This is a genomic window from Rhizobium leguminosarum (assembly GCF_010668065.1).
Classification (GTDB): domain Bacteria; phylum Pseudomonadota; class Alphaproteobacteria; order Rhizobiales; family Rhizobiaceae; genus Rhizobium; species Rhizobium leguminosarum_S.
The window spans coordinates 91,333-116,092 of sequence record NZ_WUEN01000015.1; the positions used below are offsets into that span (position 1 = coordinate 91,333).

General features: G+C 62.3%; 21 protein-coding genes and 1 other RNA gene. 19 read left to right on the plus strand and 3 right to left on the minus strand.

Annotated elements, in window-relative coordinates:
* Positions 1–148 precede the first annotated feature (148 nt).
* On the plus strand, positions 149–1,573 hold the full coding sequence (locus GR198_RS29955; protein WP_029873404.1) for a serine hydrolase domain-containing protein: 1,425 nt from the start codon (positions 149–151) through the stop codon (positions 1,571–1,573).
* A 44-nt stretch (positions 1,574–1,617) separates the two neighbouring features.
* Here GR198_RS29955 and GR198_RS29960 read toward each other — a convergent pair whose 3' ends face one another.
* The 3 genes from GR198_RS29960 to GR198_RS29970 all read right to left on the minus strand — a co-directional run bounded on the left by GR198_RS29960 (position 1,618) and on the right by GR198_RS29970 (position 4,577).
* Positions 1,618–2,547, minus strand: a complete 930-nt coding sequence (locus tag GR198_RS29960; protein ID WP_029873405.1) for a lytic transglycosylase domain-containing protein — start codon at positions 2,545–2,547, stop codon at positions 1,618–1,620.
* A gap of 125 nt (positions 2,548–2,672) precedes the next feature.
* Positions 2,673–3,308 carry a LysE family translocator gene (locus GR198_RS29965; RefSeq protein ID WP_029873406.1) on the minus strand — a complete coding sequence of 212 codons (636 nt, stop codon included), beginning with the start codon at positions 3,306–3,308 and terminating at the stop codon, positions 2,673–2,675.
* A gap of 57 nt (positions 3,309–3,365) precedes the next feature.
* Positions 3,366–4,577 carry a pyrophosphate--fructose-6-phosphate 1-phosphotransferase gene (locus tag GR198_RS29970; protein WP_029873407.1) on the minus strand — a complete coding sequence of 404 codons (1,212 nt, stop codon included), beginning with the start codon at positions 4,575–4,577 and terminating at the stop codon, positions 3,366–3,368.
* 411 nt (positions 4,578–4,988) lie between these two features.
* Between GR198_RS29970 and GR198_RS29975 the strand changes: the two genes are divergently transcribed.
* From GR198_RS29975 to murB, 18 genes are all read left to right on the plus strand, one after another.
* Positions 4,989–5,696, plus strand: coding sequence for a J domain-containing protein (locus GR198_RS29975; protein ID WP_003541438.1), 708 nt, complete (start codon positions 4,989–4,991; stop codon positions 5,694–5,696).
* Positions 5,693–6,454: an N-acetylmuramoyl-L-alanine amidase gene (locus tag GR198_RS29980; protein WP_029873408.1), complete on the plus strand. Its 762-nt coding sequence runs from the start codon at positions 5,693–5,695 to the stop codon at positions 6,452–6,454. Before GR198_RS29975 ends, GR198_RS29980 begins: the two co-directional genes overlap by 4 nt.
* 262 nt (positions 6,455–6,716) lie before the next feature.
* Positions 6,717–7,337 (plus strand): lytic transglycosylase domain-containing protein, encoded by a 621-nt coding sequence (locus tag GR198_RS29985; protein WP_029873409.1) that lies wholly within the window; start codon positions 6,717–6,719, stop codon positions 7,335–7,337.
* An 82-nt stretch (positions 7,338–7,419) separates the two neighbouring features.
* Positions 7,420–8,613: an NAD(P)/FAD-dependent oxidoreductase gene (locus tag GR198_RS29990; RefSeq protein ID WP_029873410.1), complete on the plus strand. Its 1,194-nt coding sequence runs from the start codon at positions 7,420–7,422 to the stop codon at positions 8,611–8,613.
* An 87-nt stretch (positions 8,614–8,700) separates the two neighbouring features.
* Positions 8,701–9,876: an NAD(P)/FAD-dependent oxidoreductase gene (locus GR198_RS29995; protein ID WP_029873411.1), complete on the plus strand. Its 1,176-nt coding sequence runs from the start codon at positions 8,701–8,703 to the stop codon at positions 9,874–9,876.
* A 156-nt stretch (positions 9,877–10,032) separates the two neighbouring features.
* Positions 10,033–10,430: RNase P RNA component class A (gene rnpB, locus GR198_RS30000), an RNA gene on the plus strand.
* 415 nt (positions 10,431–10,845) lie between these two features.
* Positions 10,846–11,283 (plus strand): division/cell wall cluster transcriptional repressor MraZ, encoded by a 438-nt coding sequence (mraZ, locus tag GR198_RS30005; RefSeq protein WP_025395324.1) that lies wholly within the window; start codon positions 10,846–10,848, stop codon positions 11,281–11,283.
* A gap of 17 nt (positions 11,284–11,300) precedes the next feature.
* A complete protein-coding gene (rsmH, locus tag GR198_RS30010) occupies positions 11,301–12,326 on the plus strand; it encodes a 16S rRNA (cytosine(1402)-N(4))-methyltransferase RsmH (RefSeq protein WP_164070113.1) in 1,026 nt (341 codons plus the stop codon).
* Between the two features lies 1 nt (position 12,327).
* Complete coding sequence (gene ftsL, locus GR198_RS30015; RefSeq protein ID WP_029873413.1) at positions 12,328–12,828, plus strand: cell division protein FtsL; 501 nt, start codon at positions 12,328–12,330, stop codon at positions 12,826–12,828.
* On the plus strand, positions 12,828–14,588 hold the full coding sequence (locus GR198_RS30020; protein WP_029873414.1) for a peptidoglycan D,D-transpeptidase FtsI family protein: 1,761 nt from the start codon (positions 12,828–12,830) through the stop codon (positions 14,586–14,588). The genes ftsL and GR198_RS30020 overlap by 1 nt, the downstream gene beginning before the upstream one ends.
* Before the next feature lie 6 nt (positions 14,589–14,594).
* Complete coding sequence (locus GR198_RS30025) at positions 14,595–16,115, plus strand: UDP-N-acetylmuramoyl-L-alanyl-D-glutamate--2,6-diaminopimelate ligase (RefSeq protein WP_029873415.1); 1,521 nt, start codon at positions 14,595–14,597, stop codon at positions 16,113–16,115.
* On the plus strand, positions 16,112–17,545 hold the full coding sequence (locus tag GR198_RS30030) for a UDP-N-acetylmuramoylalanyl-D-glutamyl-2,6-diaminopimelate--D-alanyl-D-alanine ligase (RefSeq protein ID WP_029873416.1): 1,434 nt from the start codon (positions 16,112–16,114) through the stop codon (positions 17,543–17,545). The genes GR198_RS30025 and GR198_RS30030 overlap by 4 nt, the downstream gene beginning before the upstream one ends.
* Positions 17,546–17,567: 22 nt before the next feature.
* Positions 17,568–18,668, plus strand: coding sequence for a phospho-N-acetylmuramoyl-pentapeptide-transferase (gene mraY, locus GR198_RS30035; RefSeq protein WP_003541415.1), 1,101 nt, complete (start codon positions 17,568–17,570; stop codon positions 18,666–18,668).
* Positions 18,669–18,675: 7 nt separating this feature from the next.
* Positions 18,676–20,088 carry a UDP-N-acetylmuramoyl-L-alanine--D-glutamate ligase gene (murD, locus tag GR198_RS30040; RefSeq protein WP_029873417.1) on the plus strand — a complete coding sequence of 471 codons (1,413 nt, stop codon included), beginning with the start codon at positions 18,676–18,678 and terminating at the stop codon, positions 20,086–20,088.
* A 1-nt stretch (position 20,089) separates the two neighbouring features.
* Positions 20,090–21,244, plus strand: coding sequence for a putative lipid II flippase FtsW (ftsW, locus tag GR198_RS30045; RefSeq protein WP_017988955.1), 1,155 nt, complete (start codon positions 20,090–20,092; stop codon positions 21,242–21,244).
* A gap of 6 nt (positions 21,245–21,250) precedes the next feature.
* Positions 21,251–22,375 (plus strand): undecaprenyldiphospho-muramoylpentapeptide beta-N-acetylglucosaminyltransferase, encoded by a 1,125-nt coding sequence (murG, locus tag GR198_RS30050; protein WP_029873418.1) that lies wholly within the window; start codon positions 21,251–21,253, stop codon positions 22,373–22,375.
* Positions 22,372–23,787 (plus strand): UDP-N-acetylmuramate--L-alanine ligase, encoded by a 1,416-nt coding sequence (murC, locus tag GR198_RS30055; protein ID WP_029873419.1) that lies wholly within the window; start codon positions 22,372–22,374, stop codon positions 23,785–23,787. The genes murG and murC overlap by 4 nt, the downstream gene beginning before the upstream one ends.
* Complete coding sequence (murB, locus tag GR198_RS30060) at positions 23,784–24,758, plus strand: UDP-N-acetylmuramate dehydrogenase (RefSeq protein WP_029873420.1); 975 nt, start codon at positions 23,784–23,786, stop codon at positions 24,756–24,758. The genes murC and murB overlap by 4 nt, the downstream gene beginning before the upstream one ends.
* The last annotated feature ends 2 nt before the right edge of the window (positions 24,759–24,760 follow it).

A 24,760-nucleotide genomic window follows, 5' to 3' on the forward strand; every position in this document is an offset into this window, starting at 1 on the left:
GGGCGCGCCGTTCCTGGGACTTCGACCTCCTCGGGAAAGCGACCGGGATGGCTCTCCTGGGAAAGTGATCGGCAGGATCGCTCTTCTTCGCTTCGACCCCTTTCCGGCGCGTGCGATTCCTGCTTCTCTCCCGGCATGGAGGAATTTCATGCGATTTGTCCTGCGTATCCTGAAGGCGCTTGCTCTCCTTCTCGTTCTCCTCGTCATCACTGCCGCCGGCTGGCTGTTCATCCGGCCGCCGGAGCTGCTGCGCGTCGGCGACGGTTATGCCGCCAAGATCGTCTGCTCCAATGTCTTCATCGCTGGCCGGGAGGCGGAGGATGTTCTCCATGACGATGTCCAGGCGCCTGGAAATCCGCTGCTGCGGCTGTTGCGCGTCAGCGTCGACCGCGACAACGACCGTGTGACGGCGCGCTTCATGGGGCTGTTTGCGCCGAGTTATGCGCTTTATCGCGGTGCTTTCGGCTGTACGAGCGTGCCGGACGGCAATTTCGAGGCGGCCGCGAAGGCTGCGCCGTTCGATCCGCCGGCCAAGATGCAGGCGAACGACGCCTTGTGGCCGGAGGGCGAGGGGACCGGCAATCCGGCGGACGGGAAGATCGCCGCGCTGCTTTCCGATGCCGGAGTTGCCGGCCCGGCAATGCGGGCGATCGTGGTGGTGCGCAATGGCCGCATCGTCACTGAGGCCTATGGCCCCGGCTTCTCGGCGAAGACGCCGCTGATCGGCTGGTCGATGACGAAGACAGTGAATGCGGCGATCCTCGGCCGGCTGATGCTCGGCGGCAAGATCTCTTTCGACGACGATAACCTGCTGGCGCAGTGGAAGAACGATGCGCGTGCCAAGATCAAGGTTTCCGATCTGCTCGGCATGGAGAGCGGCCTTGCCTTCAACGAGAATTATGGCGACGTCGCCGATGTGACGCGCATGCTCTATCTCGATCCCGACATGGTATCGCTGCCGGCCAATGCACCGATGGAGGCAGCACCCGGCCAACGCTTCCGCTATTCGAGCGGCACGGCCGTGCTGCTCTCGCGCATCTGGATGGACAGGGTCGGCAATGCTCAGGCGGCTTTTTCCTATCCGCACGACGCGTTGTTTGCCCCGCTCGGCATGACGAGCGCCGTGTTCGAACTCGATGCGCGCGGCACGTTCGCCGGAAGCTCCTATCTTTATGCGACGGCGCATGACTGGGCGCGCTTCGGGCAGTTCCTGCTGCAGGACGGCGTGTGGAACGGCCAGCGACTGTTGCCGGAGGGTTTTGTCGGCGCCATGCGCACCCCGACGGCGGCTTCGAACGGGCGGTATACGCAGGGCCAGGCCTGGCTGGCGCCCGGCCGCGGCTCGAGCGCTGGGGCCGGGCTGCCTGAGGATACATTCTGGCTGACGGGGCACGACGGGCAGAGCGTGGCAATCGTGCCTTCCGCCAATCTGGTGGTCGTCAGGCTTGGCCTGACACCGAGCCGGCTCGACTACCAGCCGCAGACGCTGCTGAAGGCGATCCTGACGGCCCTGCCGCAATCGGGCGCGCAGCAGCAGGCCGGATCGCTCCGACAAGCCCAGCCGCAGCCATAGGCCGCCGTTTCAGTCGGCATCCCTGCTTCAGCAATTGCCCGGTTTCAGTAGTTACCTTGGGCGATGTCGGTCATGCCCTTGCGCTTGGCGTCGTAATAATAACCGCGCGCGTAAAGGCGAACGGCGTCGTCTTCCTTACTGTCGGAGACGAGCCAGGCGCCGCGCAGATATTTCGCGGCAAATTTAATGTTGGTCTCGGCATCGAAGAGGCCGCCCGGGGCACCGTCATAGCCCATGGACTTGGCGGTGTTGTACTTGATCTGCATGAGGCCGAAATAGCCGCGCTTGTTGTAGGCCTTGGCATTATAGCGGCTCTCGCGATGGACGACGCGATGGAGCAGGGTCTCGGGAATTTCGTAGATTTTCGAATATTTCTGGATGAGCTTGGTGACAAAGCTCTTCTCGACGGTCGGCGCATCGTCTTTGTCGTCGTCGCTGAACATCGGGGGTGCGGTCGGCGGATCGATCGGCCCGGATTCGTCAAAACCGTAGTCCATGCTGGCACGTGGCGTGGTGTCGACTGCGGCAAGTGCTGCAAGCGCGCTGTTTTGCGGTGTCGCGGCAAAGGCAAGCTGCGTCGTCGGCTGTGCCGGCGTTCCCGGACGCGGCGTCGGCACGACGGACTGGATCGCCGTCATCTCGGGCGTCAGCGGGATCTGCGCATAAGCTGCCGGCTGCATGGTAAGATCGCCAGGCTGGGAGGCTGTCACGGCCGGCATCGCCGTTGCGGTCAGGGAGGGGGATGTCTGTGGAATGGTGGCGCCTGCAACCGACTGACCGGCTGTGCCTTCGGCTGTCGGGATCGCGGCGAGTGTTGCATCTTCGCCGGGTTTCGGCATCGGCACGACGGTCTGGGCGGCCGTCAGTTCGGCCTGGGACGTGTATTCGACGCTCGTACATCCCGTCATCACGCCGCAGAGTATCGTCGAGACGACAAGACTGCGTTTCAGGCCGGATAATCCGATCGCTACCATTCCGCCACTTTCGTGAAATCGCGCCGCCCCGGCAGCGTATAAAAGTTACCAAAAGCCTTAAGCCCTGGTGACCCCATTAACCTATTCGTGGCATTCCGGCAACCACGGAATATTTCGGAATATTTCTAAGCTGCAATACGGCGATACCCCGCCGTTACGGCCCCTGCAGCGATCAGCAGAGTGCCTCCGGTTCGGTTTACGGTGCGCTGGATGCTCGCCTTGCGAATCAGTCCGCGCGCGCTATGGGCGAGAAAGGCGTAAGTGGAAGCGTTGAGGATCGCCAGCACGAGGAAGGTCGCTTCCATGATCGCCATCTGCCCGACGAAGGGCAGGGCCGGATTGAGGAACTGCGGCACGAAGGCGACGAAGAAGATGATGCTCTTCGGATTGAGAGCGGTGACGACATAGGCGTGGAGGAAGATCTTGAGCGACTTCTCCTCCGGCAGGTTGTCGTTGTCGGCAACCGGTTCGCCGATGATGGGAGCCCGCCAGAGCTTGATTCCCAGCCAGATCAGGTAGGCGCCGCCGATCCACTTCAAGACGGTGAAGAGGGTCGCGGAGGCGGCCAGGACGGCGCCGAGACCGAAGAGAGAAGCCGTCATCGCCGTGAAGTCACCAAGCGCCACGCCGCCCACCGTCGCGAACGCCGTCCGGCGCCCATGACCGAGCGCATAGGAAACGACGAGCAGTATCGTCGGCCCCGGTATGGCCAGCATGATGGCGGATGCGGCCGCAAAAGCGAGCCAAGCTTCAAGTGACATGGTGTCTCCTCCTATTCCTCAGGAACAAGCAAAGACATCATATTAACCATCCGTCAATCACGCTTCTTTGTATTTCTGGCCTATATTGTCCATGACTTCGGCAAACCATGCCGTCGAAAGGTCAAAAGCCTTGCCGCCCTTGATGCGCGGGAATTCTATAGTGCGCAATTTACCGTTCTGGCCTTCATCATGGCCGGTGACGCCGGAGACTTTATTGAGCGCGCTTTCGACGGCGAGGTCGACCATGCTCTGGATCAGCCTGAGGTCATCGCCGTTGGCCGGCGCCGAGCGGGCGAAATAACCTGATTTCTGCACCAGGGAACGCTCGGCGTCGAGCAGATTGGCGAACTGTTTCTGGAACCAGGCGCCGACATTGATCGTGTCGATTTTCACATGGCCGAAAGCATCGCGCTTGACGGTCTCGCCGGCGGCTTCGCGCTCGGCGACGATGGCATCGAGGCAGGCGCCTTCCGAGACGAAGACCGTGGCGTGGCCGTTGCGGTCCATGCTTTCCTTCAGCCGGGCGGCCTCGGCGTCGAGGTCGAAGGCCATCTCAGGCAGGTAGACGGCGTCGATACTCTTCAGGTGCGCGTCCATCATCAGGCCGTCGACATACTGGTTGCGGCTGGTGCGCTGCAGATAGGCGCGGGCGGTGGCGGCCGTCAGCCAGCCGCAATGGCGGCCCATGACTTCATGGATGACGAGGGTGCGGGGGGCGGCCGTCTGCTCGTTGCCGACATTGTCGAAGAAATGCGCGCCGACTTCGGCGGCCGTCCAGGCGCCGAGCGATTGGCGGATCGGCACGACGTCATTGTCGACAGTCTTCGGCAGGCCGACGACGGTGAGATCGTAGCCGTTGGCGGCGAGGTAGGCGGCAAGGTCGGCGGCTGTGGTGTTGGTGTCGTCGCCGCCGATCGTGTGGAGAATGGTGATGCCGTCATTGGCGAGGCGTTCGGCGGCGACCCGCAGCGGATTCTCGCCTTCCTTGACCAGGCCGCGCTTGACGCAGTCGGCGGCATTGGTGAGCTTGACGCGGCTGTTGCCGATCGGCGAGCCGCCGTAGCGGTGCAGCAGCGGCGCCTTTTCGCGCATCGCGCGGGTGATCTCGATGCTGTCGCCGAGGAGCACACCCTGGTAGCCCGACTTGTAAGCGACGATTTCGAGCTCGGGCGCGACGTCGCTGTAGCGTTCGATAAGGCCGCCGACGGCGGACGAAAGACAGGGCGCCAGGCCTCCGGCGGTCAGCATTGCGACTTTCTGTTTGGCCATGATCCCTCCTACGGTGTTTCGGTGCGGCAGCGTTAGCTAGCGCATGGATGCGGCAGGGAAAGGGCCCTGTAAAGTAAAGAATTTACGAAAAATGCGCGTTTCTGCCGTGTTGGACCGCAAAGGCGACGCGAAGTGCTGATATAATCGTTTCAACCCGGTCTGCTTGTCGGGAGCTGTCCGTGGAAATTTCCGCCGCGCGATCCGGAATCCACGTGCCCGGGCAATGCCGGCGACCGCCGTCCATGCCCTCACGCGAGATGAAAGCGAGCGTGATGAATCGTTTGCTGCTGTGCGACAATTACCAAATCGTGAAAACTGTGTTCGGCCCTACGACGAATAGTCGCCTTGCAAAGGCTACGATTCTTTGGTCAAGCTGTTTCTCTATAAGTTGACAAGTGTGTGAGATTTTCGATGTCCTTCTGGGAAAAACTGTTGAATGCCATTGGCAATACCGCAGGCAATGCGCTGTCTGCGGTGGTCGAGGCTATCCGCACGGTTTTTGAAGGCGATCCCGAGACCCGGCGTAAGGTAGCTTTCTCGGTGGCGATCATCGCGCTGTCGGCCAAGATGGCCAAGGCCGACGGCATCGTCAGCGAGAAGGAGGTCGAAGCCTTTCGCGAAATCTTCGAGTTTCCGCAGGATCAGGCGAAGAATGTCGCCAGGCTTTACAACCTCGCGCGTCAGGACGTCGCCGGCTACGAAGCCTATGCCGAACGGCTCTCGACGCTCTGTGTTACGTGTGCGGCCAATTGCCCGGTGCTGGAAGACGTGCTCGACGGCCTCTTCCACATCGCCAAGGCCGACGGGCTGATCCACGAGAAGGAACTGAATTTCCTGGGCCATATCGGCGAGATCTTCCAGATGAGCGAGACCCGCTTCGAGCAGATCGCGGCCCGCCACGTCTCGTCCGGCGGCGATCCCTACAAGGTGCTCGGCGTCTCGCCTTCGGATGATTTCCCGACTATCCGCCGCCGCTACCACGGACTTGTCAGCGAACATCATCCCGACCGGCTGATCTCGCGCGGCGTGCCGAAGGAATTCCATGTGATCGCCAATGAGCGCATGGCGGCGCTGAACGCGGCCTATGAGGCGATCGAGAAGGAACGCCGCGCCGCATGACCTCTTTCGAGGCCGACTGCAGAAGCGCCCGCGTACAGCCTTCGCCGAACCATGGCGAACGGGCGGACGGGCGCCGTCCGGATATGATCCTGCTGCACTATACCGGCATGCCGACGGCAGATGGTGCGCTCGACTGGCTCTGTCGCGCCGAGAGCCAGGTCTCCAGCCACTATTTCGTGCATGAGAACGGCGAGGTCGTGCAGCTCGTGCCGGAAATGCGGCGTGCCTGGCATGCGGGAAAAAGCAGCTGGCACGGCGAGACCGATATCAATTCGCTGTCGATCGGCGTCGAGATCGCCAATGCCGGCCATCCCGGCGGGCTTCCTGATTATCCGAAAGAGCAGATCGCTGCGGTGATCGAATTGTGTCGCGACTGTGTCAAACGTTGGTCGATCACGCCTGAACGGGTCCTCGGGCATTCCGATGTCGCTCCAATCCGCAAGGTCGATCCGGGCGAAAAATTCCCCTGGGCCGCGCTCCACCAAGCGGGCATCGGGCACTGGGTCGAGCCGGCAACGATCACCGGCGGGCGCTTCTTCCAGCGCGGCGATACCGGCCAACCTGTGGAAGCGCTGCAGTCGATGCTGTCGCTTTATGGTTACGGCACTGAAATCACAGGTGAATTCTCGGAAAAAACGGCGGGTGACGTCGAAGCTTTCCAGCGCCATTTTCGGCCCGAACGGATAGATGGCATCGCCGATTTCTCGACGATCGACACGTTGCACCGGCTGCTGTCGGCATTGCCGCGTTATTCCTGATTCCTCGACAATTACAGAAACGCCGAATTTCGCACTGCAGCGCGAAATTCGGCCTGCCACATCATTTCCCTATTATCTCCTCATTGCGATGGTCTAAGAACGTCCGCCAAGCGGTACTCGGAGTTGTTTTCGAGTTAAACCACGGGCGTTATGTGAAATGATAAGAATTACCGTGAATCAGGATCGGCCATCGATCTGGTATTCATTATGACAGCGAGGCGCGCCGTCCGGAAATTCTTTGGGTCGGAGTGTTCAAGACTACATGAGAAAACTGATTGTTGTTGCTGCAACATGCGTTGGCATGGTGCTGGCGGGAAATAGCTTTGCCTTTGCGAATGATTGGGGCGTGCGAGCCGATGCGCCGGTGAAGAAAGTCGAGCGTCCTTCGAAGAAGACGGAGCGTCCGTTGAAGAAAGCGGAGCGTTCGGTCAAGCCGGTGAAGCGTCCGCTCAAGACGGCGGAAAGCCCGCTGAAGACGGTCGAGCGCCAGAGCGGTTATCCCGTCGCCGATGTTTCCGGTAATTCCTATTCCGCACTGATCAGCAAATATGCGAACCAATATGATGTACCGGTTGCGCTTGCGACCGCGGTCATCCGCATCGAAAGCAATTTCAATCCGAATGCGCGCGGCAGCCACGGTGAAATCGGCCTGATGCAGATAAAGCCTGCAACTGCCCGCATGATGGGCTATTCCGGCAGCGCCAAGGGCCTGTTCGATCCGGAAACCAACATCAAGTACGGCATGAAATATCTGGCTGCCGCCCATGATCTCGGTGGTGGCCAGACCTGCAACACCATCCTTAAATACAATGCCGGCCATGGCGCCACGCGCATGAACCCGGTGTCCAAGTCCTATTGCGGCAAGGTTCTGGCAATGCTCTGAGCGCTGAAGCGCTTATCCCTGACAAGAGCTGGATGATTCAAGACGATTGCCATGGTATCGCTGGAATTTAGCGAGGTGGGATATGGCAGTCGATTTCAGGTTCATCATCATCGGACGCGGCATGATGGGTGCCGCTGCCGCACGGCATCTCTCCTCGATGGCCGACGGCATCGCACTGATCGGCTCGCGTGAGCCGGAGGAGCGCAAGGCCCATCACGGCGTCTTCGCCAGCCATTACGACGAAGCGCGCATCACCCGCACCTTCGACGGCAATCTTGCCTGGGGAACCTTCGCCGCCCGCGCGCTCGACCGCTACCGTGAGATCGAGGCAAAGAGCGGCATCTCCTTCTATTCGGAGGTCGGCTGCCTCTTTGCCGGCCCAACGCCGAAGAGCGAGCAGGATTATATCGAAAGGGCGCTGACCGTCAGCCGGACGCTCGGCGGCGATATAGAGACCATCGCACCGTCGGAACTCGGCGGACGCTTTCCCTATCTTGCCGTCGCCGCTGATTTTACAGGGTATTTCGAGCGCAAGCGCGCCGGCCACATCAACCCGCGGGCGCTGGTGCGCGCGCAGGCCAAGCTTGCCGAACAGGGCGGCGTCTCGCTGGTCGAGGCGACCGCGACATCGGTGCGCGATGCGGGCTCCCATGTCGAGGTGATGGCTGGCGGCAGAAGCTACAGCGCCGAGCGCGTGCTGGTCGCCGCTGGCGGTTTCAGTAATTTCCATGCCCTGCTGCCGTGTCCCGTCGATATCAGGGTCATGGCGCGAACGGTCGCCTTCTATGAGATCGGCGAACGCGAGATGGCGATCTTCGGCGATATGCCCTCGACGATCGTGCTCGGTGACCGAGAGGAGGATCATATCTATATCCTGCCGCCGGTGCGTTATCCCGACGGCAAGACCTATCTGAAACTCGGTGGCGACACCGAGGCGCTGTCCTTCGACAGGCTGGAGGATGCCGGGGCGTGGTTCCGTTCCGACGGCAGTGCCGCCGAGCGCGATCATCTCTCGAGTGTCGCCCTGCAGCTGATGCCGGGGCTTGCCGGCTGTCCGGTGACCTCGGCGCCCTGCATGGCGAATTTCACGCCGACCGGTTATCCCTATGCCGGATTTACGCAGTCGCCGCGCATCGCGGTGCTGACCGGCGGCAATTTCGTTGCGGCCAAATCTTCCGACGAACTCGGCCGCTTAGGGGCGGTGCTTCTGGCGGAAGGGCAGCTTGGCGAAGCGGATTTCGGCGGTGTACTGACGCCGGTTTTCGCTGCTGCATGATTCCCTAAGTCGAATTTAGCAATTCAAAGTGTTACTGCGTCCTTTGCGCGTCTGAAAAGACGCGTGGCGCTGTTGAGAGGAGACAGCATGGCAGTCGATTTCAAATATATCGTCGTCGGCCGCGGGCTGATGGGGGCAGCGGCGGCGCGGCATCTGGCGCGCCAAGCGGACGATGTCGCGGTGATTGGCCCCGACGAGCCTGATGACCGCAAGACGCATCAGGGCGTCTTCGCCAGCCATTATGACGAGGGGCGCATCACTCGCACCATCGATCCCGACCGCAATTGGGCGCTGCTCGCCAACCGCTCGATCGACCGCTATGGCGAGATCGCTCGCGACAGCGGCGTCGATTTCTATCGCGAGGTCGGCTGCGTTGTCGTCGCGCCGACCGGGGGCGATTATCTCGAGAAAACCCGACAGGCCGCCGTTTCGCTCGCCGTCGAGACCAGCCTGCTCGACGAGCAGGGGCTGAAGGCTGCCTTTCCCTTCTTCGCCTTTCCCGATGGGGGCATGGGCGTCTTCGAGGCGAGGGGCGCCGGCCACATCAGCCCGCGCAAGCTTGTGAAAGCCCAATCGCTGCTGGCGGAAAAGGCAGGCGCCACGGTCATCCGCGGTCACGTCGTTTCGATCCGCAGCGAAGGTGGGTCGGCTGTGGTCGAGACATCAGGTGGCCTGACCCATCGTGCTGAAAAGGTGCTGCTGGCAGCAGGCGGATTTTCCATTGCGGAGAATCTGTTGCCGCGGCCCGTTGCCATGACGGTTTATGCCCGGACCGTGACGCTTTTCGAGGTAAGCGAGGCCGATGCGGCGCGCCTGGCCGCGATGCCGTCGCTCATTCTCCGGGCGCCCGGCATCGATATCTACCTGCTGCCGCCGATCCGGTATCCCGACGGCAAATTCTACCTGAAGATCGGCGGCGATCCTGACGATCTGGCGCTCAGCAACGACACCGAAATGCGCGCCTGGTTCAAGACCGAGGGGCGCGATACGGTGCGCGCGCATCTCAAACGCATCGTTGCAGGTCTTGTGCCCGATATGGTGCCGCTTTCGATTTCGACGGCCGCCTGCGTCGTGTCGCATACGGAAAGCGGCTATCCGATGATCGGCTATAGCTCATCGCCCGAGATCGCGGTGCTGACGGGCTGCGCCGGCACCTCGGCCAAGAGTTCGGACGAAATCGGCCGGCTTGGGGCCGAGCTGCTTTTGTCAGGCGGAATCAGCGAACAGGGCTACTCGACGGATTTCACACCGCAATTTCGCTAAGCATTTCCGTTTTTCTCCGAATCACGGAAGTGCGCCCTGTTTTTGTTCTTACGCAATTCCGGACGCAAAACCGTTGCGCAGTTTTGCTGGAATTGCTCTGAGCGATATCATTTATTTCGATAGCAATTGCGATCTCTCTCGTTTATGGGAGCCCTGCCAGTTGGCTGGGCAGCCGCGCTTTACCAATGCCGAAAGGCGGTAGGGTGAGGAAAGTCCGGGCTCCACGGAAACACGGTGCCGGATAACGTCCGGCGAGGGCGACCTCAGGGAAAGTGCCACAGAAAGCAAACCGCCTGTCATGACAGGTAAGGGTGAAAGGGTGGGGTAAGAGCCCACCGCATCTCCGGCAACGGAAATGGCACGGTAAACCCCACCGGGAGCAAGACCGAATAGGGATGACGCGGTAGGCCGAAAGGCCTTCCGGCTGGTTTCCAGGCCAGTCATCCGGGTGGGTTGCGTGAGGCAGCGTGCGAACGCTGTCCCAGAGGAATGGCTGCCACGTTCCGGTTTACGCCGGAGCCATACAGAACCCGGCTTACAGGCCAACTGGCGATTATCATCTTAACGGCGCGGCAGCCGGACTTTCAGCGTAAGTCGCTGAAACCGGCTGTTTCCAAGCAGATGTTTATGCATTCATCGGATGTATTTTTCCTGTAGTGATACCAATGCGTGTCATTTGTAAGATGACGCCGCTAACCCTTTGTTAAACTTAACGGCTTATAAATTTTTGATCATGCGTCCATTGCAAAGTGGGCGTATCCCATTGACGCCCATATGGTCCCATGCTATCCCAAATGCGCACTGCACCAGGGCAATCACCTGCCCATTCATCGCAAAGCAAAGGCGTCTTCCTCTCCGGAAGCGTCGGAGGGGTTTTCGCTCATCCGGCTTGCGAAGCTGTGCCTGATATTGGGAGTTTCGGGCGTCTTTTGGTCGTCCGGATCCCTGCGGGAACGGATGTTTCGTGTCATGAGCCGCTTCCTTTCGAACGCGACCAACAGGATCGACGCCAAGGGCAGGGTTTCCGTGCCTTCGGCTTTCCGTTCCGTGCTGGCGCAGCGCAATGTCCAGGAGCTCTACTGCTTCCAGGACTTTGTGTTTCCGGCGATCAGCATCGGCGGTCCGGATCTTCTCGAAAGATTCGAGCGGCAGATTGCTGCGGAGGATCCGTTTTCGCCGGATGCGAACGAGATGTCGCTTCTTATTCATGGAGGCGGGGTCTTCATGAAGCTCGACGCCGAGGGGCGGCTGATGGTCACGGATTTCATTCGTGGCTTCACCGGCATCTCGGACGAAGTGACCTTCGTCGGTCGGGCGGATCATTTTCAGCTCTGGCAGCCGCAGGCTTTTGTGGCCGCACAGGCGCAGGCACGAGGGGAGCGCAAGCTGGCGGGCAAGCGTTCCTGAAAGAACGAGGGAACGGAATGGTGGCGAATCCTGGCGGAGGTTCAACTGATGCCGGTGGCGGACCGGTTCGTCACATTCCTGTTCTTCTCGCTGAAGTCCTTGCGGCATTGGCGCCCGCACCCGGTAAACTCATCCTCGACGGTACGTTCGGTGCGGGCGGTTACAGTTCAGCCATCCTTGCTGCCGGCGCCGAGGTGATTGCGCTCGACCGCGATCCGACGGCGATTGCGGCTGGTCAAGCGATGGTCGCCGCCCATGGCGGTCGTCTCAGGCTCGTTCATTCGCAATTCTCGCATCTCGCCGATCATGCGCCGCAAGGCGGGCTCGACGGCGTCGTGCTCGATATCGGCGTCTCCTCCATGCAGATCGACGAGGCCGAGCGCGGCTTCTCCTTCCAGAAAAACGGGCCGCTCGACATGCGCATGTCGGCCGAAGGCGTTTCGGCCGCCGATGTCGTCAACCGCGCCAAGGTCGCCGATCTCATCCGCATCTTCCATTTTCTCGGCGAGGAAAGCCAGGCGCCGCGCATCGCCCATGCGATCGAGAAGCGCCGCGCCGAAAAGCCATTTGAAACGACACGCGATCTCGCCGGTCTCATCGAGCTCGTCACGCCGCGCAAGATGAAGGACAAGATCCATCCGGCAACGCGCGTCTTCCAGGCATTGCGCATCTTCGTCAACGACGAGCTCGGCGAACTGGCGCAGGCGCTGTTTGCGGCGGAGGCGTCGCTGAAACCCGGCGGGCGGCTCGTCGTCGTCACCTTTCATTCGCTCGAAGACCGTATCGTCAAGAAATTCTTCTCCGATCGCGCCGGCAAGGCGTCGGGTTCGCGGCATCTGCCGGTCGCGCATGAGCGGGCGGCAACCTTTGCGGCGATCGGCAAGCCGATGGTTTCGGCAAGCGAGGCGGAGGCGGAGATCAATCCGCGCGCCCGCTCCGCCAAGCTGCGCGCCGGTCTGAGGACGGACGCCGGCGCCGAAGCCGCGGATATGTCGCTCTTCGGGTTTCCCAATCTTGCCAGTCTCGGAAAGCTTGGAGGTTGATATGCTGAAAACGTTCGATCTCGTGCTCATCGGCGTCATGACGGCCACCGCCGCCGTGACCTACACGATCAAGCACCGCGCCGAATTGAAGGTCGAGGAGGTTCATCGCCTCGAGGCAGAGATCAAGCTCGAGAAGGACACGATCGACCTTCTCAAGGCCGACTGGGCGCTGCAATCGCAGCCGAACCGGCTGGAGCGGCTGGTCAAGGCCTATAATGAAGAATTGAAGCTGCAGCCGACGGAATCGACGGCGCTCGTGCATGCCAAGGAATTGCCGATGCTGAAATCCGAGGTTCCCGTGCCTGACGTGACGGAGGCAAAGGCCAGCGCCAAGAGCGCGACCGAGGCCAGCGCCAAGAGCGCGACCGTGGCCAGCGCCAAAGGCGCACCAGACACCAAGGGCGCGCAAGCCAGCGCCAAGGCGCAGCCCATTCCGGTGCCTGCGCCACGCGGCGAGGCAGAGGATGCAGACCAGATCGAAACCGGATCGGTGGAGGAATAATGTCGTTTCTTTCCCGCATCATGGTTTTGAAGAGCCAGGCGCATTTCTCCGCCGGCGTCTATAACCGGTTCGGCGGTCCTTCCCCCGCCGGCCTGGCGATCGAGGGATCGCGCAAGAAGAAATCCGGGCAGGCAAAAAGCCGCGTCGGCCTGCTGATCCTTGGCTTCCTGGGCGTCTACGCCGTCATCGGCGGCCGTCTCGTCGAATATGCGATGAAGGATCAGGAGGTCGTCTCCAGCATCCTGCCGCCCGACCGGCTGATGGCCTCGCGCCCCGACATTCTCGACCGCAACGGCGAGGTGCTGGCGACCGACATCCGCACCGTCTCGCTGTTTGCCGAGCCGAACAAGATCGTCGATGCCGACGAGGCGGTCGAGAAGCTTGCAACGGTGCTGCCCGAGCTCGACGTCAGAGACACTTATAAGAAGCTCTCGGTCAAGACCTCGCATTTCGCCTGGCTGCGCCGGCAACTGACGCCGAAGCAGCAGAGCCAGATCCTCGCGCTCGGCATTCCCGGTATCGGCTTCCGGCCGGAGAAGCGCCGCTTCTATCCGGGCGGGGCGACTGCCGCGCACATCCTCGGTTACGTCAACATCGACAACCGCGGTGTCGCCGGCATGGAGAAATTTATCGACGACCAGGGGCTTGCCGATCTCGCCTCCGTCGGCATGACCAGCGACCAGCCGCTCGAGCCGGTGCGCCTTTCGATCGACCTGCGCGTGCAGAACATCGTTCGGGACGCGGTCGTCAACGCCGTCAGCAATTTCCAGGCCAAGGGTGCCGGTGCCGCGGTCATCGACGTGCATACCGGGGAAGTGCTGGCGATGGCATCGGCGCCGGATTTCGATCCGAACGATCCGCAGGAAGGCGCCAAGGAGGGTTGGCTCAACCGGATGACCAACGGCACCTTCGAAATGGGTTCTACCTTCAAGACCTTTTCGCTGGCCATGGCGCTCGATAGCGGCAAGGTGAAGATGACCGACAGTTTCGATGCCAGCAAATCGATCTATATCGGCGGCTTTACCATCCACGATTTTCACGGGCAGCGCCGCTGGCTGACCGTTCCTGAGATTTTCCAGTATTCTTCGAATATCGGTACGGCGCGTGTCATCGACATCGTCGGCATCGACGCTCAGAAGGACTATCTCACCAAGTTAGGCCTCTTGACGAAGATGCAGACCGAGCTGCCCGAAGTGAAGATGCCGAGCCAGCCGCGCGTCTGGAAGAAGATCAATTCGATCACGATTTCCTTCGGCCATGGCGTCTCGACGACGGCGCTGCAGACAGGGGTGGCGGCTGCCGCTCTCGTCAACGGCGGCAAGCTGATCGAGCCGACATTCTTGCCGCGCACGCGCGAACAGGCCGATCAGATCGCCAAGCAAGTCCTTAAGAAGTCGACTAGCGACGAAGTGCGCTATCTCCTCGATTTCAACGGCTACAAGGGGTCGGGGCGGGTCGCCCGCGTGCCGGGTTTTGCCGTCGGCAGCAAGACCGGTACGGCGGACAAGGTGGTGAACGGGCGTTATTCGGCGACGCTGAATTTCAATTCCTTCATCGCCGCATTCCCGATCAACGATCCCAGATATGCCGTGATCACCTTCTGCGACGAGCCGAAGACCGGCGAGAAGGCCTATGGCGGCACGCTCTCCGCCGGTACCGCCGGCCCGATCGCCCGCGAGATCATCAGGCGTGCGGCCCCCATTCTCGGCATCGAGCCGAAATTCGGGGAGGGCGGATCGGCCTTGCTGGTGTCTTATTGAGTGTGAATGAATATCGACGCCGATTCGCGAGGGGTGAACCGGCTTCAAGAGAGAAAAGTGCATTCGATGAAATTGCGAGACTTGGCCGGAGATCAGTTTCCGGAACTTGAAGCACAGCTCGAAGGCCCGGCAGGACTGCTTGATATTTCAGGCCTGTCTTCGGACAGCCGCAAGGTGGCGCCGGGCAATGCCTTCGTCGCGGTCGCCGGCACCAAGGCGGACGGCGCAGGCTTCATCGTGGATGCCGCCGGCCGCGGCGCTGCCGTCGCCATCGCCGCCCAAGCCGTCGATGCTTCGATCCCCGTGTTTGCGGTCAAGGAGCCGCGCCGTTTCCTCTCCATCGCCGCCGCACGTTTCCACGGCAGGCAGCCCGACACCATGGTCGCCGTCACCGGCACGGCCGGCAAAACTTCCGTCGCTTCTTTCACCCGGCAGATCTGGGCGCATGCGGGCCACGCGGCCGCGATGATCGGCACGACGGGCGTCGTCTCGCCGACGCGCAACGAATATGGCTCGCTGACGACGCCCGATCCGGTGTCTCTTCATGAGCTGCTGGCCGAACTCGCCGGAGAGGGCGTGACGCATGCCGCGATGGAGGCCTCCAGCCACGGTCTCGACCAGTGCCGGCTTGATGGCGTCAGGCTTGCCGCCGCCGCCTTCACCAATCTCGGCCGCGACCACATGGATTATCATCCGACTGTCGAGGCCTACATGGCCGCCAAAATGCGGCTTTTCGATACGCTGTTGCCGAAGGGATCGCCGGCGGTGATCTTTGCCGACGATCCGTGGTCGGCGCAGGCGATCAAGGCCGCGACCGATGCCGGTCACGACATTCGTACCGTCGGGCGAAAGGGCGATTATCTCTCGTTGAAGCGCGTCGAGCACTTCCGCCACAAGCAGATGGCCGAGATCCATATCGGCGGCGAGATCTTCGAGGTGGACATTCCGCTGGCCGGCGATTTTCAGGTGGCCAACGCGCTGGTGGCAGCAGGGCTTGCCATGTCGACCGGCGTTGAGGCGAAGGTTGCGATGGCCGCGCTCGAGAAGCTCGTCGGCGCGTCCGGCCGTCTCGAACTCGTCGGCCATACGAAAGACGGCGCGCTCGCCTATGTCGATTACGCCCACAAGCCCGATGCACTGGAAAACGTGCTGGGCTCTGTCAGACCCTTCACCACCGGCCGTGTCATTGTCGTTTTCGGCTGCGGCGGCGACCGTGACCGCGGCAAACGGCCGATCATGGGCGAAATCGCCTGCCGTCTTGCCGACGTTGTCATCGTCACCGACGATAATCCGCGTTCTGAGGAGCCGGCCTCCATCCGCGCGGAGATCATGACGGCCGCGCCTTGCGCCGCGGAAATCGCCGATCGCGCCACGGCGATCCGCGAGGCGGTCGGCATGCTGAGATCCGGCGATACGCTGATCGTCGCCGGCAAGGGGCATGAGGAAGGGCAGACGATCGGCGGCGTCACCCTGCCGTTCTCCGATCATGCGGAGGTGCGCAAGGCCTTGGAGGAGTTGAAATCTTGAGCTGGCTCTGGACGACGGAAGACATGATCGCAGCGATGGCGGGGCGCCCTTTCGGCACGCTGCCCGAGGGCATCACCGGCATTTCCATCGACAGCCGCTCGATTACTCCAGGCGCAGCCTTCTTCGCGATCAAGGGCGACCGCGTCGACGGTCACGACTACGCCTCGATGGCGATGGCGAACGGCGCTTCCCTTCTCGTCGTCAGCGAGGCGAGGCTTCCCGCCATGGGCCGCCTGACGGTGCCGATGATCGTCGTGGAAGACGTGCTCGCGGCGCTTGGCCGGCTCGGCCTTGCCTCGCGCGAGCGCTCGCGGGCTCGGATCATCGCGGTGACGGGATCTGTGGGAAAGACGACCACAAAGGAAATGCTGCGGCACGTGCTATTGCCCTCCGGCAAGGTGCACGCCTCCGTCGCCTCCTTCAACAATCATTGGGGCGTGCCGCTGACGCTGGCGCGCATGCCTGAGGATACGGATTACGGCGTCTTCGAAGTCGGGATGAACCATCCCGGCGAGATTCGGCCGCTGGTGGCGATGATCCGTCCCGATGTCGCCATCATCACGACGATCGCACCGGCGCACCTCGGCAATTTCAAGAATATCAAGGAAATCGCCGCCGCCAAGGCCGAGATCTTCGAGGGGCTCGAACCCGGCGGCCATGTCGTGCTCAACCGCGACAACGACCAGTTCAATTTCCTCGACCGCACGGCGCAGTCGCACGGCATCGAGCATATCCATTCTTTCGGCCAGCATGCCAAGGCCGAATTCCGGCTCGCAGAATTCAATGGTTCCGACGAGAATTCGACGCTGTGGCTGACGATCGGCGGCGAGACGCTGGAGGTCGCGCTCGGCGCGCCGGGCCGCCATATCGCCGAGAATGCGCTCGCAGCGCTCGGCGTCGTCAGGATCGTCGGCGCCGATATGCAGAAGGCGATCGAAGCGCTTGCGACGCTGAAGCCGGAAAAGGGCAGGGGCAAGCGCCACCGGCTTGTCATCGGCGGCGGCAGCTTCACGCTGATCGACGAGAGCTACAATGCCAATCCGGCTTCGATGCGCGCGGCGATCGCGCTGCTGGCGGCCTCCGAGCCGACCGGCCGCGGACGCCGTATCGCCGTGCTCGGCGACATGCTTGAGATGGGCGAGTATGCGCAAAAGGTCCATACCGACCTTACCGTGCCGTTGCTTGCTGCCGGCATCGAGCATGTCTGGCTCGCAGGAGCGGAGATGGCTGTGCTCAAGGAATCGTTGCCGGAAAGCGTCCATGTCGAATATCGCGAGAACACGGACGAATTGACGGATTATGTATTGAACTCGGTCGCGCCAGGCGACGTGTTGATGGTGAAATCGTCTCTGGGCATCGGTTTCGGCAAGATCGTCGCCGCGCTCCTTGACAAGTTCCCGCCATTTGCCGACACGCAACGCGAATTTTGATCGGGTAAACAAGGGGCCCTGAATGCTGATCTGGCTTGTCGAACTGTCGGAATATTTCAAATTTCTGAACCTGTTCAGATATATTACCTTCCGCACGGGGGCTGCTCTCTTCACCTCAGCACTGATCGTCTTCCTGTTCGGGCCGACGATCATCAATTCGCTGCGCATCCGGCAGGGCAAGGGCCAGCCGATCCGCGCCGACGGGCCGCAGACGCATTTCAAGAAGGCCGGCACGCCGACCATGGGCGGGCTGATGATCCTCGCCGGCATCGTCGGCGCGTCGCTGCTCTGGGCCGATCTTTCCAACGTCTATGTGGTCGCCACGCTGCTGGTGACGCTGGGCTTCGGTGCGATCGGCTTCTACGACGATTATCTCAAGGTAACGAAGCAGAGCCACATGGGCTTTTCCGGCAAGGCGCGTCTCGGCATCGAATTCGTCATCGCCGGCATCGCCGTCTATTTCATGATGCGCACCGCCCTTGCCTCGGGGATTGCCGGCTCGACCTTCGGCTCCTCGATCGCCTTTCCCTTCTTCAAGGACTTCATGATCAATATCGGCATCATGTTCGTCGTCTTCGGCGGCTTCGTCATCGTCGGCGCCGGCAATGCCGTCAACCTGACTGACGGTCTCGATGGGCTTGCCATCGTGCCTGTGATGATCGCCGCCGCCTCCTTCGGCGTCATCGCCTATCTCGCCGGCAATGTGGTGTTTGCGAATTACCTGCAGATCAATTTCGTGCCCGGCACCGGCGAACTTGCCGTCGTGCTTGGCGCCGTCATTGGCGCCGGCCTCGGCTTTCTCTGGTTCAACGCGCCGCCGGCCGCCATCTTCATGGGCGACACGGGGTCGCTGGCACTTGGCGGCACGATCGGCACCGTCGCCGTCGCCACCAAGCACGAGATCGTCATGGCAATCATCGGCGGCCTCTTCGTCATCGAGACGCTGTCGGTCATCATCCAGGTCGGTTTCTTCAAGATGACCGGCCGGCGCGTCTTCCTGATGGCGCCGATCCATCATCACTTCGAGAAGAAGGGCTGGACCGAGAGCCAGGTGGTGATCCGCTTCTGGATCGTCGCCGTCGGCCTTGCGATGCTCGGCCTTTCGACACTGAAGCTCCGGTGAAGCAGCGATGATCCCGGTCACGACGCTCAAGGACAGGAAGGTCGCGCTCTTCGGGCTTGGCGGCTCCGGCTTTGCCACCGCCCGGGCGCTGGTATCAGGCGGTGCCGATGTGACCGCCTGGGACGACAATCCCGACAGTGTCGCCAAGGCCGCTGCCGAAGGCATCAGGACGGAAGACCTGCACAACATCGACTGGAGCCAGCAGGCGCTGTTCGTGCTGTCGCCCGGCGTGCCGCTCACCCATCCGAAGCCGCATTGGACCGTCGATCTTGCGCGGGCGGCCGGCGTCGATATCGTCGGTGACGTCGAACTCTTCGTGCGCGAGCGCCGCGCCCATGCGCCGGATTGCCCTTTCATCGCCATAACCGGCACCAACGGCAAGTCGACCACGACGGCGCTGATCGCCCATATCCTGAAATCGGCCGGCTACGACACGCAGCTCGGCGGCAATATCGGCACGGCGGTGCTGACGCTCGATCCGCCGAAGGCCGAGCGTTATTACGTCGTCGAATGCTCCTCCTACCAGATCGATCTGGCGCCGACACTGAACCCTTCGGCCGGCATCCTGCTCAACCTGACGCCCGATCATCTCGACCGTCACGGCACCATGCAGCATTATGCCGATATCAAGGAAAGGCTGGTCGCAGGTAGCGATGTCGCGATCGTCGGCGTCGACGACAGCCATTCGGCGCTGATTGCCGACCGTGTCGAGCGGGCAGGCGTCAAGGTGGTCCGTATTTCGCGCCGCAACGTGCTGGCCGACGGCATCTATGCCGAGGGCACCAAACTCATCCAGGCTGCCGGCGGCGCCATGCTGCCCTTCGCCGATCTCGACGGCATCCAGACGCTGCGCGGCAGTCATAATGCGCAGAATGCCGCCGCAGCCGTCGCCGCCTGCCTCGCGGTCGGGGTTTCCGCCGACGCCATCCGCGCCGGCCTTGCATCGTTCCCCGGCCTCAAGCACCGCATGCAGCCGGTCGGGCAGCGTGGCCGCGTCGTTTTCGTCAACGATTCCAAGGCGACCAATGCCGACGCCGCAGCGCCGGCTCTTTCGAGCTATGATCGCATCTATTGGATCGCCGGAGGCTTGCCGAAGGCTGGCGGGATCACGACGCTTGCTCTCTATTTTCCGCGCATCGCCAAGGCCTATCTGATCGGCGAGGCGGCGGCGGAATTCGCCGCGACGCTCGGCGAGGCCGTGCCTTACGAGATCTCGGGCACGCTGGAGCGCGCCGTCGCGCATGCGGCCGCCGATGCCGAACGCGACGAGAGCGCTGCTTCGGCCGTGATGTTATCCCCGGCTTGCGCAAGCTTCGACCAGTATAAGAATTTCGAAGTCAGGGGCGAAGCCTTCGTCGGCCACGTGGCGGCGCTTGACGGGATTGCAATGCTGATCGGTCCGGCAACAGGAGAGAAATGACATGGTAAGCCGCGCGGAACGTGGGCCTCTGGCCGATTGGTTCTGGACCATCGACCGCTTCTTCCTGGCAATGTTCATCTTCCTGATGGGCATCGGCTTCATGCTGTCGTTTGCGGCATCTCCTGCGGTCGCCGAGCGCATTGGGCTCGAGCCCTTCCACTTCGTCAAACGCCATGCGGCCTTCATGATTCCTTCGATCGGCGTCATGCTCGGGCTGTCGTTCCTGACGCCACGCCAGGTGCGGCGAACCGCGATCCTGATCCTGATCATCTCGGTCGCCATGATGGTGCTGGTGTTGTTCGTCGGGCAGGAGGTCAAGGGTGGCCGGCGCTGGATCTGGATCGCCGGCCTTTCCATCCAGCCGTCGGAATTCATGAAGCCTGCCTTCGTGGTGGTCTGTGCCTGGCTGTTTGCCGAACATGCGCGCCAGCCGGAGATCCCCGGCAATCTCTTTGCCATCATCCTGTTCGGCATCGTCGCGGCCCTTCTCGTCGCGCAGCCGGACCTCGGCCAGACCATCCTGACCACGGCCGTCTGGGGCGGGATGTTCTTCATGGCCGGCATGCCATGGATCTGGATCATGCTGCTCGGCATCGGCGGCGCCGGCGGCCTGCTCAGCGCCTACTACGTCTTCCCGCACGTCGCCGGCCGAATAGACAAGTTCATGACCGGCGAGGGTGATACGTTCCAGATCGATACCGCGCGCGAGGCGATCATCCGCGGCAGTTGGTTCGGCCAGGGACCGGGCGAAGGCATCGTCAAGCGCATCATCCCGGATGCGCATACCGACTTCATCTTCTCGGTCGCGGCCGAGGAGTTCGGCATCGTCTTCTGCATGGCGCTCGTCGCGCTGTTTACCGTGCTGGTGCTGCGCGGCCTCTCGCATGCCTATCGCGAGCGAAACGATTTCAACCGCTTCGCCGTCGCCGGCCTTGTGCTGCAGATGGGCATCCAGTCGATCATCAATATCGGCGTCAATCTCGAACTGCTGCCGGCAAAGGGCATGACGCTGCCGCTGATTTCTTATGGCGGCTCGTCTATGGTGGCGATCTGCGTCACCGCCGGCTTCATTCTGGCGCTGACGCGCCATCGACCGGAAAAACGCGCGCAGGACCGGAGCCTCTTCCGCGTCCCGCACGGCATGCCGGCGGAGTAGAAGACCATGAGCAAAGGCATCGTGCTGCTTGCCGCCGGGGGAACCGGCGGCCATGTGTTCCCGGCGGAGGCACTGGCCTTCAAGCTGAAGGAGCGCGGCTATTCGGTGCATCTCGTCACGGACAGCCGGGCCGAGCGCTATGCCGGCAAGTTTCCGGCCGAGGAAATCCATGTCGTGCCGTCGGCGACGATCGGTTCGAAGAACCCGGTTGCCGTCGCCCGCTCGCTATGGACGCTCTGGAGCGGGATGCGGGCGGCGAAGAAGCTGATCCAGCGGCTGCAGCCGGTCGTCGTCGTCGGTTTCGGCGGTTATCCCACCGTGCCGCCGCTGCTTGCCGCCACCCGGCTCGGCGTGCCCGCGATGATCCACGAGCAGAATGCGGTGATGGGGCGCGCCAACAAGGCCTTGGCGACTCGCGTGCAGGCCATCGCCGGCGGTTTCCTGCCGGAGGGAGGCGCTGCCTTTCCGGACAAGACGGTGACGACGGGAAATCCCGTCCGTCCGGCAATCATCGCCGCAGCCGAGGTGCCTTACACGCCGTCGCATCCGGGCGAGGCCTTCAACCTCGTCGTCTTCGGCGGCAGCCAGGGCGCGCAATATTTCTCCAAGGCGCTGCCGACGGCGATCAGCCTGCTCGACGACGCGCTTCGCGTGCGCCTGCGCATCACCCAGCAGGTGCGTCCCGAGGATATGGAGATGGTCAGCGGCTGCGTCGCGAGGCTGGAGATGGGAGCCGATATCGCACCCTTCTTCACCGACATGGCCGAGAGGCTGGCGAGGGCGCATCTCGTCGTCTGCCGTTCGGGCGCCTCGACGGTTTCGGAAATCTCCGTCATCGGCCGGCCTGCCGTGCTCGTGCCTTACCCGCACGCTCTCGATCACGACCAGGCGGCGAATGCGGCGGCACTTGCTGCGACCGGCGGGGCGAAGGTGATCGCCCAGTCGGAGCTTTCACCGGAGAAGATCGCGGCGATCCTGACGGCTGTGATGAACGATCCAGAAAAGCTTTCGCACATGGCGGCAGCGGCGAAACTCGCCGGGAAACCCGATGCAGCGAACTTGCTTGCCGACATGGTTGAGGCTATTGCCGCCAAACGGACAATTGCGGAATTCAAGAGGACACGCGCATGAAACTGCCGAAGACGATCGGTCTCGTCCATTTCATCGGCATCGGCGGCATCGGCATGAGCGGCATTGCCGAGGTGCTGCACAATCTCGGCCACAAGGTGCAGGGATCGGACCAGGCCGACAGTGCAAATGTCCAGCGCCTGCGCGACAAGGGCATCGAGGTCTTCGTCGGCCACCGGGCCGAAAACCTGGGTGAGGCCGAAGTCGTCGTCGTCTCGACGGCGATCAAGAAGAGCAATCCGGAGCTCATCGCCGCGCGCGAAAAGCTGCTGCCGGTGGTGCGCCGCGCCGAGATGCTGGCCGAGCTGATGCGCTTCCGCAATGCGATCGCCATCGGCGGCACGCATGGCAAGACGACGACCACCTCGCTGGTCGCCACATTGCTCGAAGCCGGTGGGCTCGACCCGACCGTCATCAATGGTGGTATCATCAATGCCTACGGCACCAATGCCCGCATGGGCGAGGGCGAGTGGATGGTGGTCGAGGCCGACGAATCGGACGGCACCTTCCTGAAGCTTCCGGCCGATGTCGCGGTCATCACCAATATCGACCCGGAACATCTCGACCATTACGGCAATTTCGACGCCGTGCGCGCCGCCTTTCGGCAGTTCGTCGAGAACGTGCCATTCTACGGCTTCGGCGTCATGTGTCTCGACCATCCCGAGGTGCAGTCGCTGGTCGGCCGCATCGAGGACCGCAAGATCATCACCTATGGCGAGAACCCGCAGGCCGACGTGCGCTTCAAGAATGTGCGCATCGACGGCACGCGCTCGATCTTCGACGTCGAAATCCGCCGCCGCCGCACCGGCCAGGTGATCGAACTCAAGGGGCTGGTCATGCCGATGCCCGGACGGCATAATATCTCCAACGCGACGGCGGCGATTGCCGTTGCCAACCGGCTCGGCATATCGAGCGCCGATATCGCCAAGGGGCTCGCCTCCTTCGGCGGCGTCAAGCGCCGCTTCACGCTGACCGGCGAGTGGAATGGGGTGCAGATCTTTGACGATTACGGCCATCATCCGGTCGAGATCAAGGCGGTGCTGCGCGCCGCCCGAGAGTCCTGCAAGGGCCGTGTCATCGCCGTCCACCAGCCGCACCGCTATAGCCGTCTTGCGAGCCTGTTCGAGGAATTCGCCGCCTGCTTCAACGATGCCGACAGCATTTTCCTGGCACCCGTCTATGCGGCGGGCGAGGATCCGATCGAGGGTATCGATTCCGTGTCGCTGGTCTCGCGCATAAAATCCGGTGGCCATCGTGACGCCCGCTTTCTAAGCTCGGCGGAGCTTCTGCCGCAGATGGTCGCGGAGGTTGCAATGCCTGGCGATTTCGTGGTTCTGTTGGGGGCTGGGAGCATCACATCCTGGGCGGCGGCGCTGCCCAAACAACTGGAAGGCCTATCGGGAAAGTCCGTATGAAACAGGTGAATGGGGAAAAGCTTCTCGCGTCTCTCGGAGACGGTGTAAAGGATATCCGCGGCCGTATCACGCCGGATGCCCCGATGGACCGTGTCACCTGGTTCAGGGCCGGCGGCCTGGCCGAGCTGATGTTCCAGCCGCATGACGTCGACGATCTCATCGCCTTCCTGAAGATATTGCCGGAAGAGGTGCCGCTGACGGTGGTCGGCGTCGGCTCCAACATCCTGGTACGCGACGGCGGCATTCCCGGCGTTGTGTTGCGCCTGTCGGCCAAGGGGTTCGGTTTCGTCGAGCTTGCCGGCGAAAACCGCATCCTGGCCGGCGCCATCTGCCCTGATAAACATGTGGCGGCGATGGCGATGGACAACGGCATCGGCGGCTTCCATTTCTTCTACGGCATTCCGGGCGGCATCGGCGGCGCGGCGCGCATGAATGCCGGCGCCAACGGTGTGGAGACGCGTGAGCGGCTGATCGAGGTCCATGCGGTCGACCGCAAGGGCGACAAGCATGTGCTTTCCAATGCCGAGATGGGCTATTCCTACCGGCATTCGACCGCATCCACAGATCTGATCTTCACCTCGGTGCTGTTCGAGGGCTATCCGGAGGAGCGCGCCCAGATTCGCGCCGAGATGGACGCCGTGCGCAATCATCGCGAGACGGTGCAGCCGGTGCGCGAAAAGACCGGCGGCTCGACCTTCAAGAACCCGGCTGGTCATTCGGCCTGGAAACTGGTCGACGAGGCAGGCTGCCGCGGTCTCGTCATCGGCGGAGCACAGATGTCGTCGCTTCACTGCAACTTCATGATCAACATGGGGCAGGCAACCGGCTACGATCTCGAATATCTTGGCGAACAGGTGCGCCGCGAGGTCTTCGAAAAAGACGGCATCAAGCTCGAATGGGAAATCAAACGCCTCGGCGTCTTCATGCCCGGCCGTGAGGTGCGTCCGTTCCACGGTGTGACGAGCGAATAACG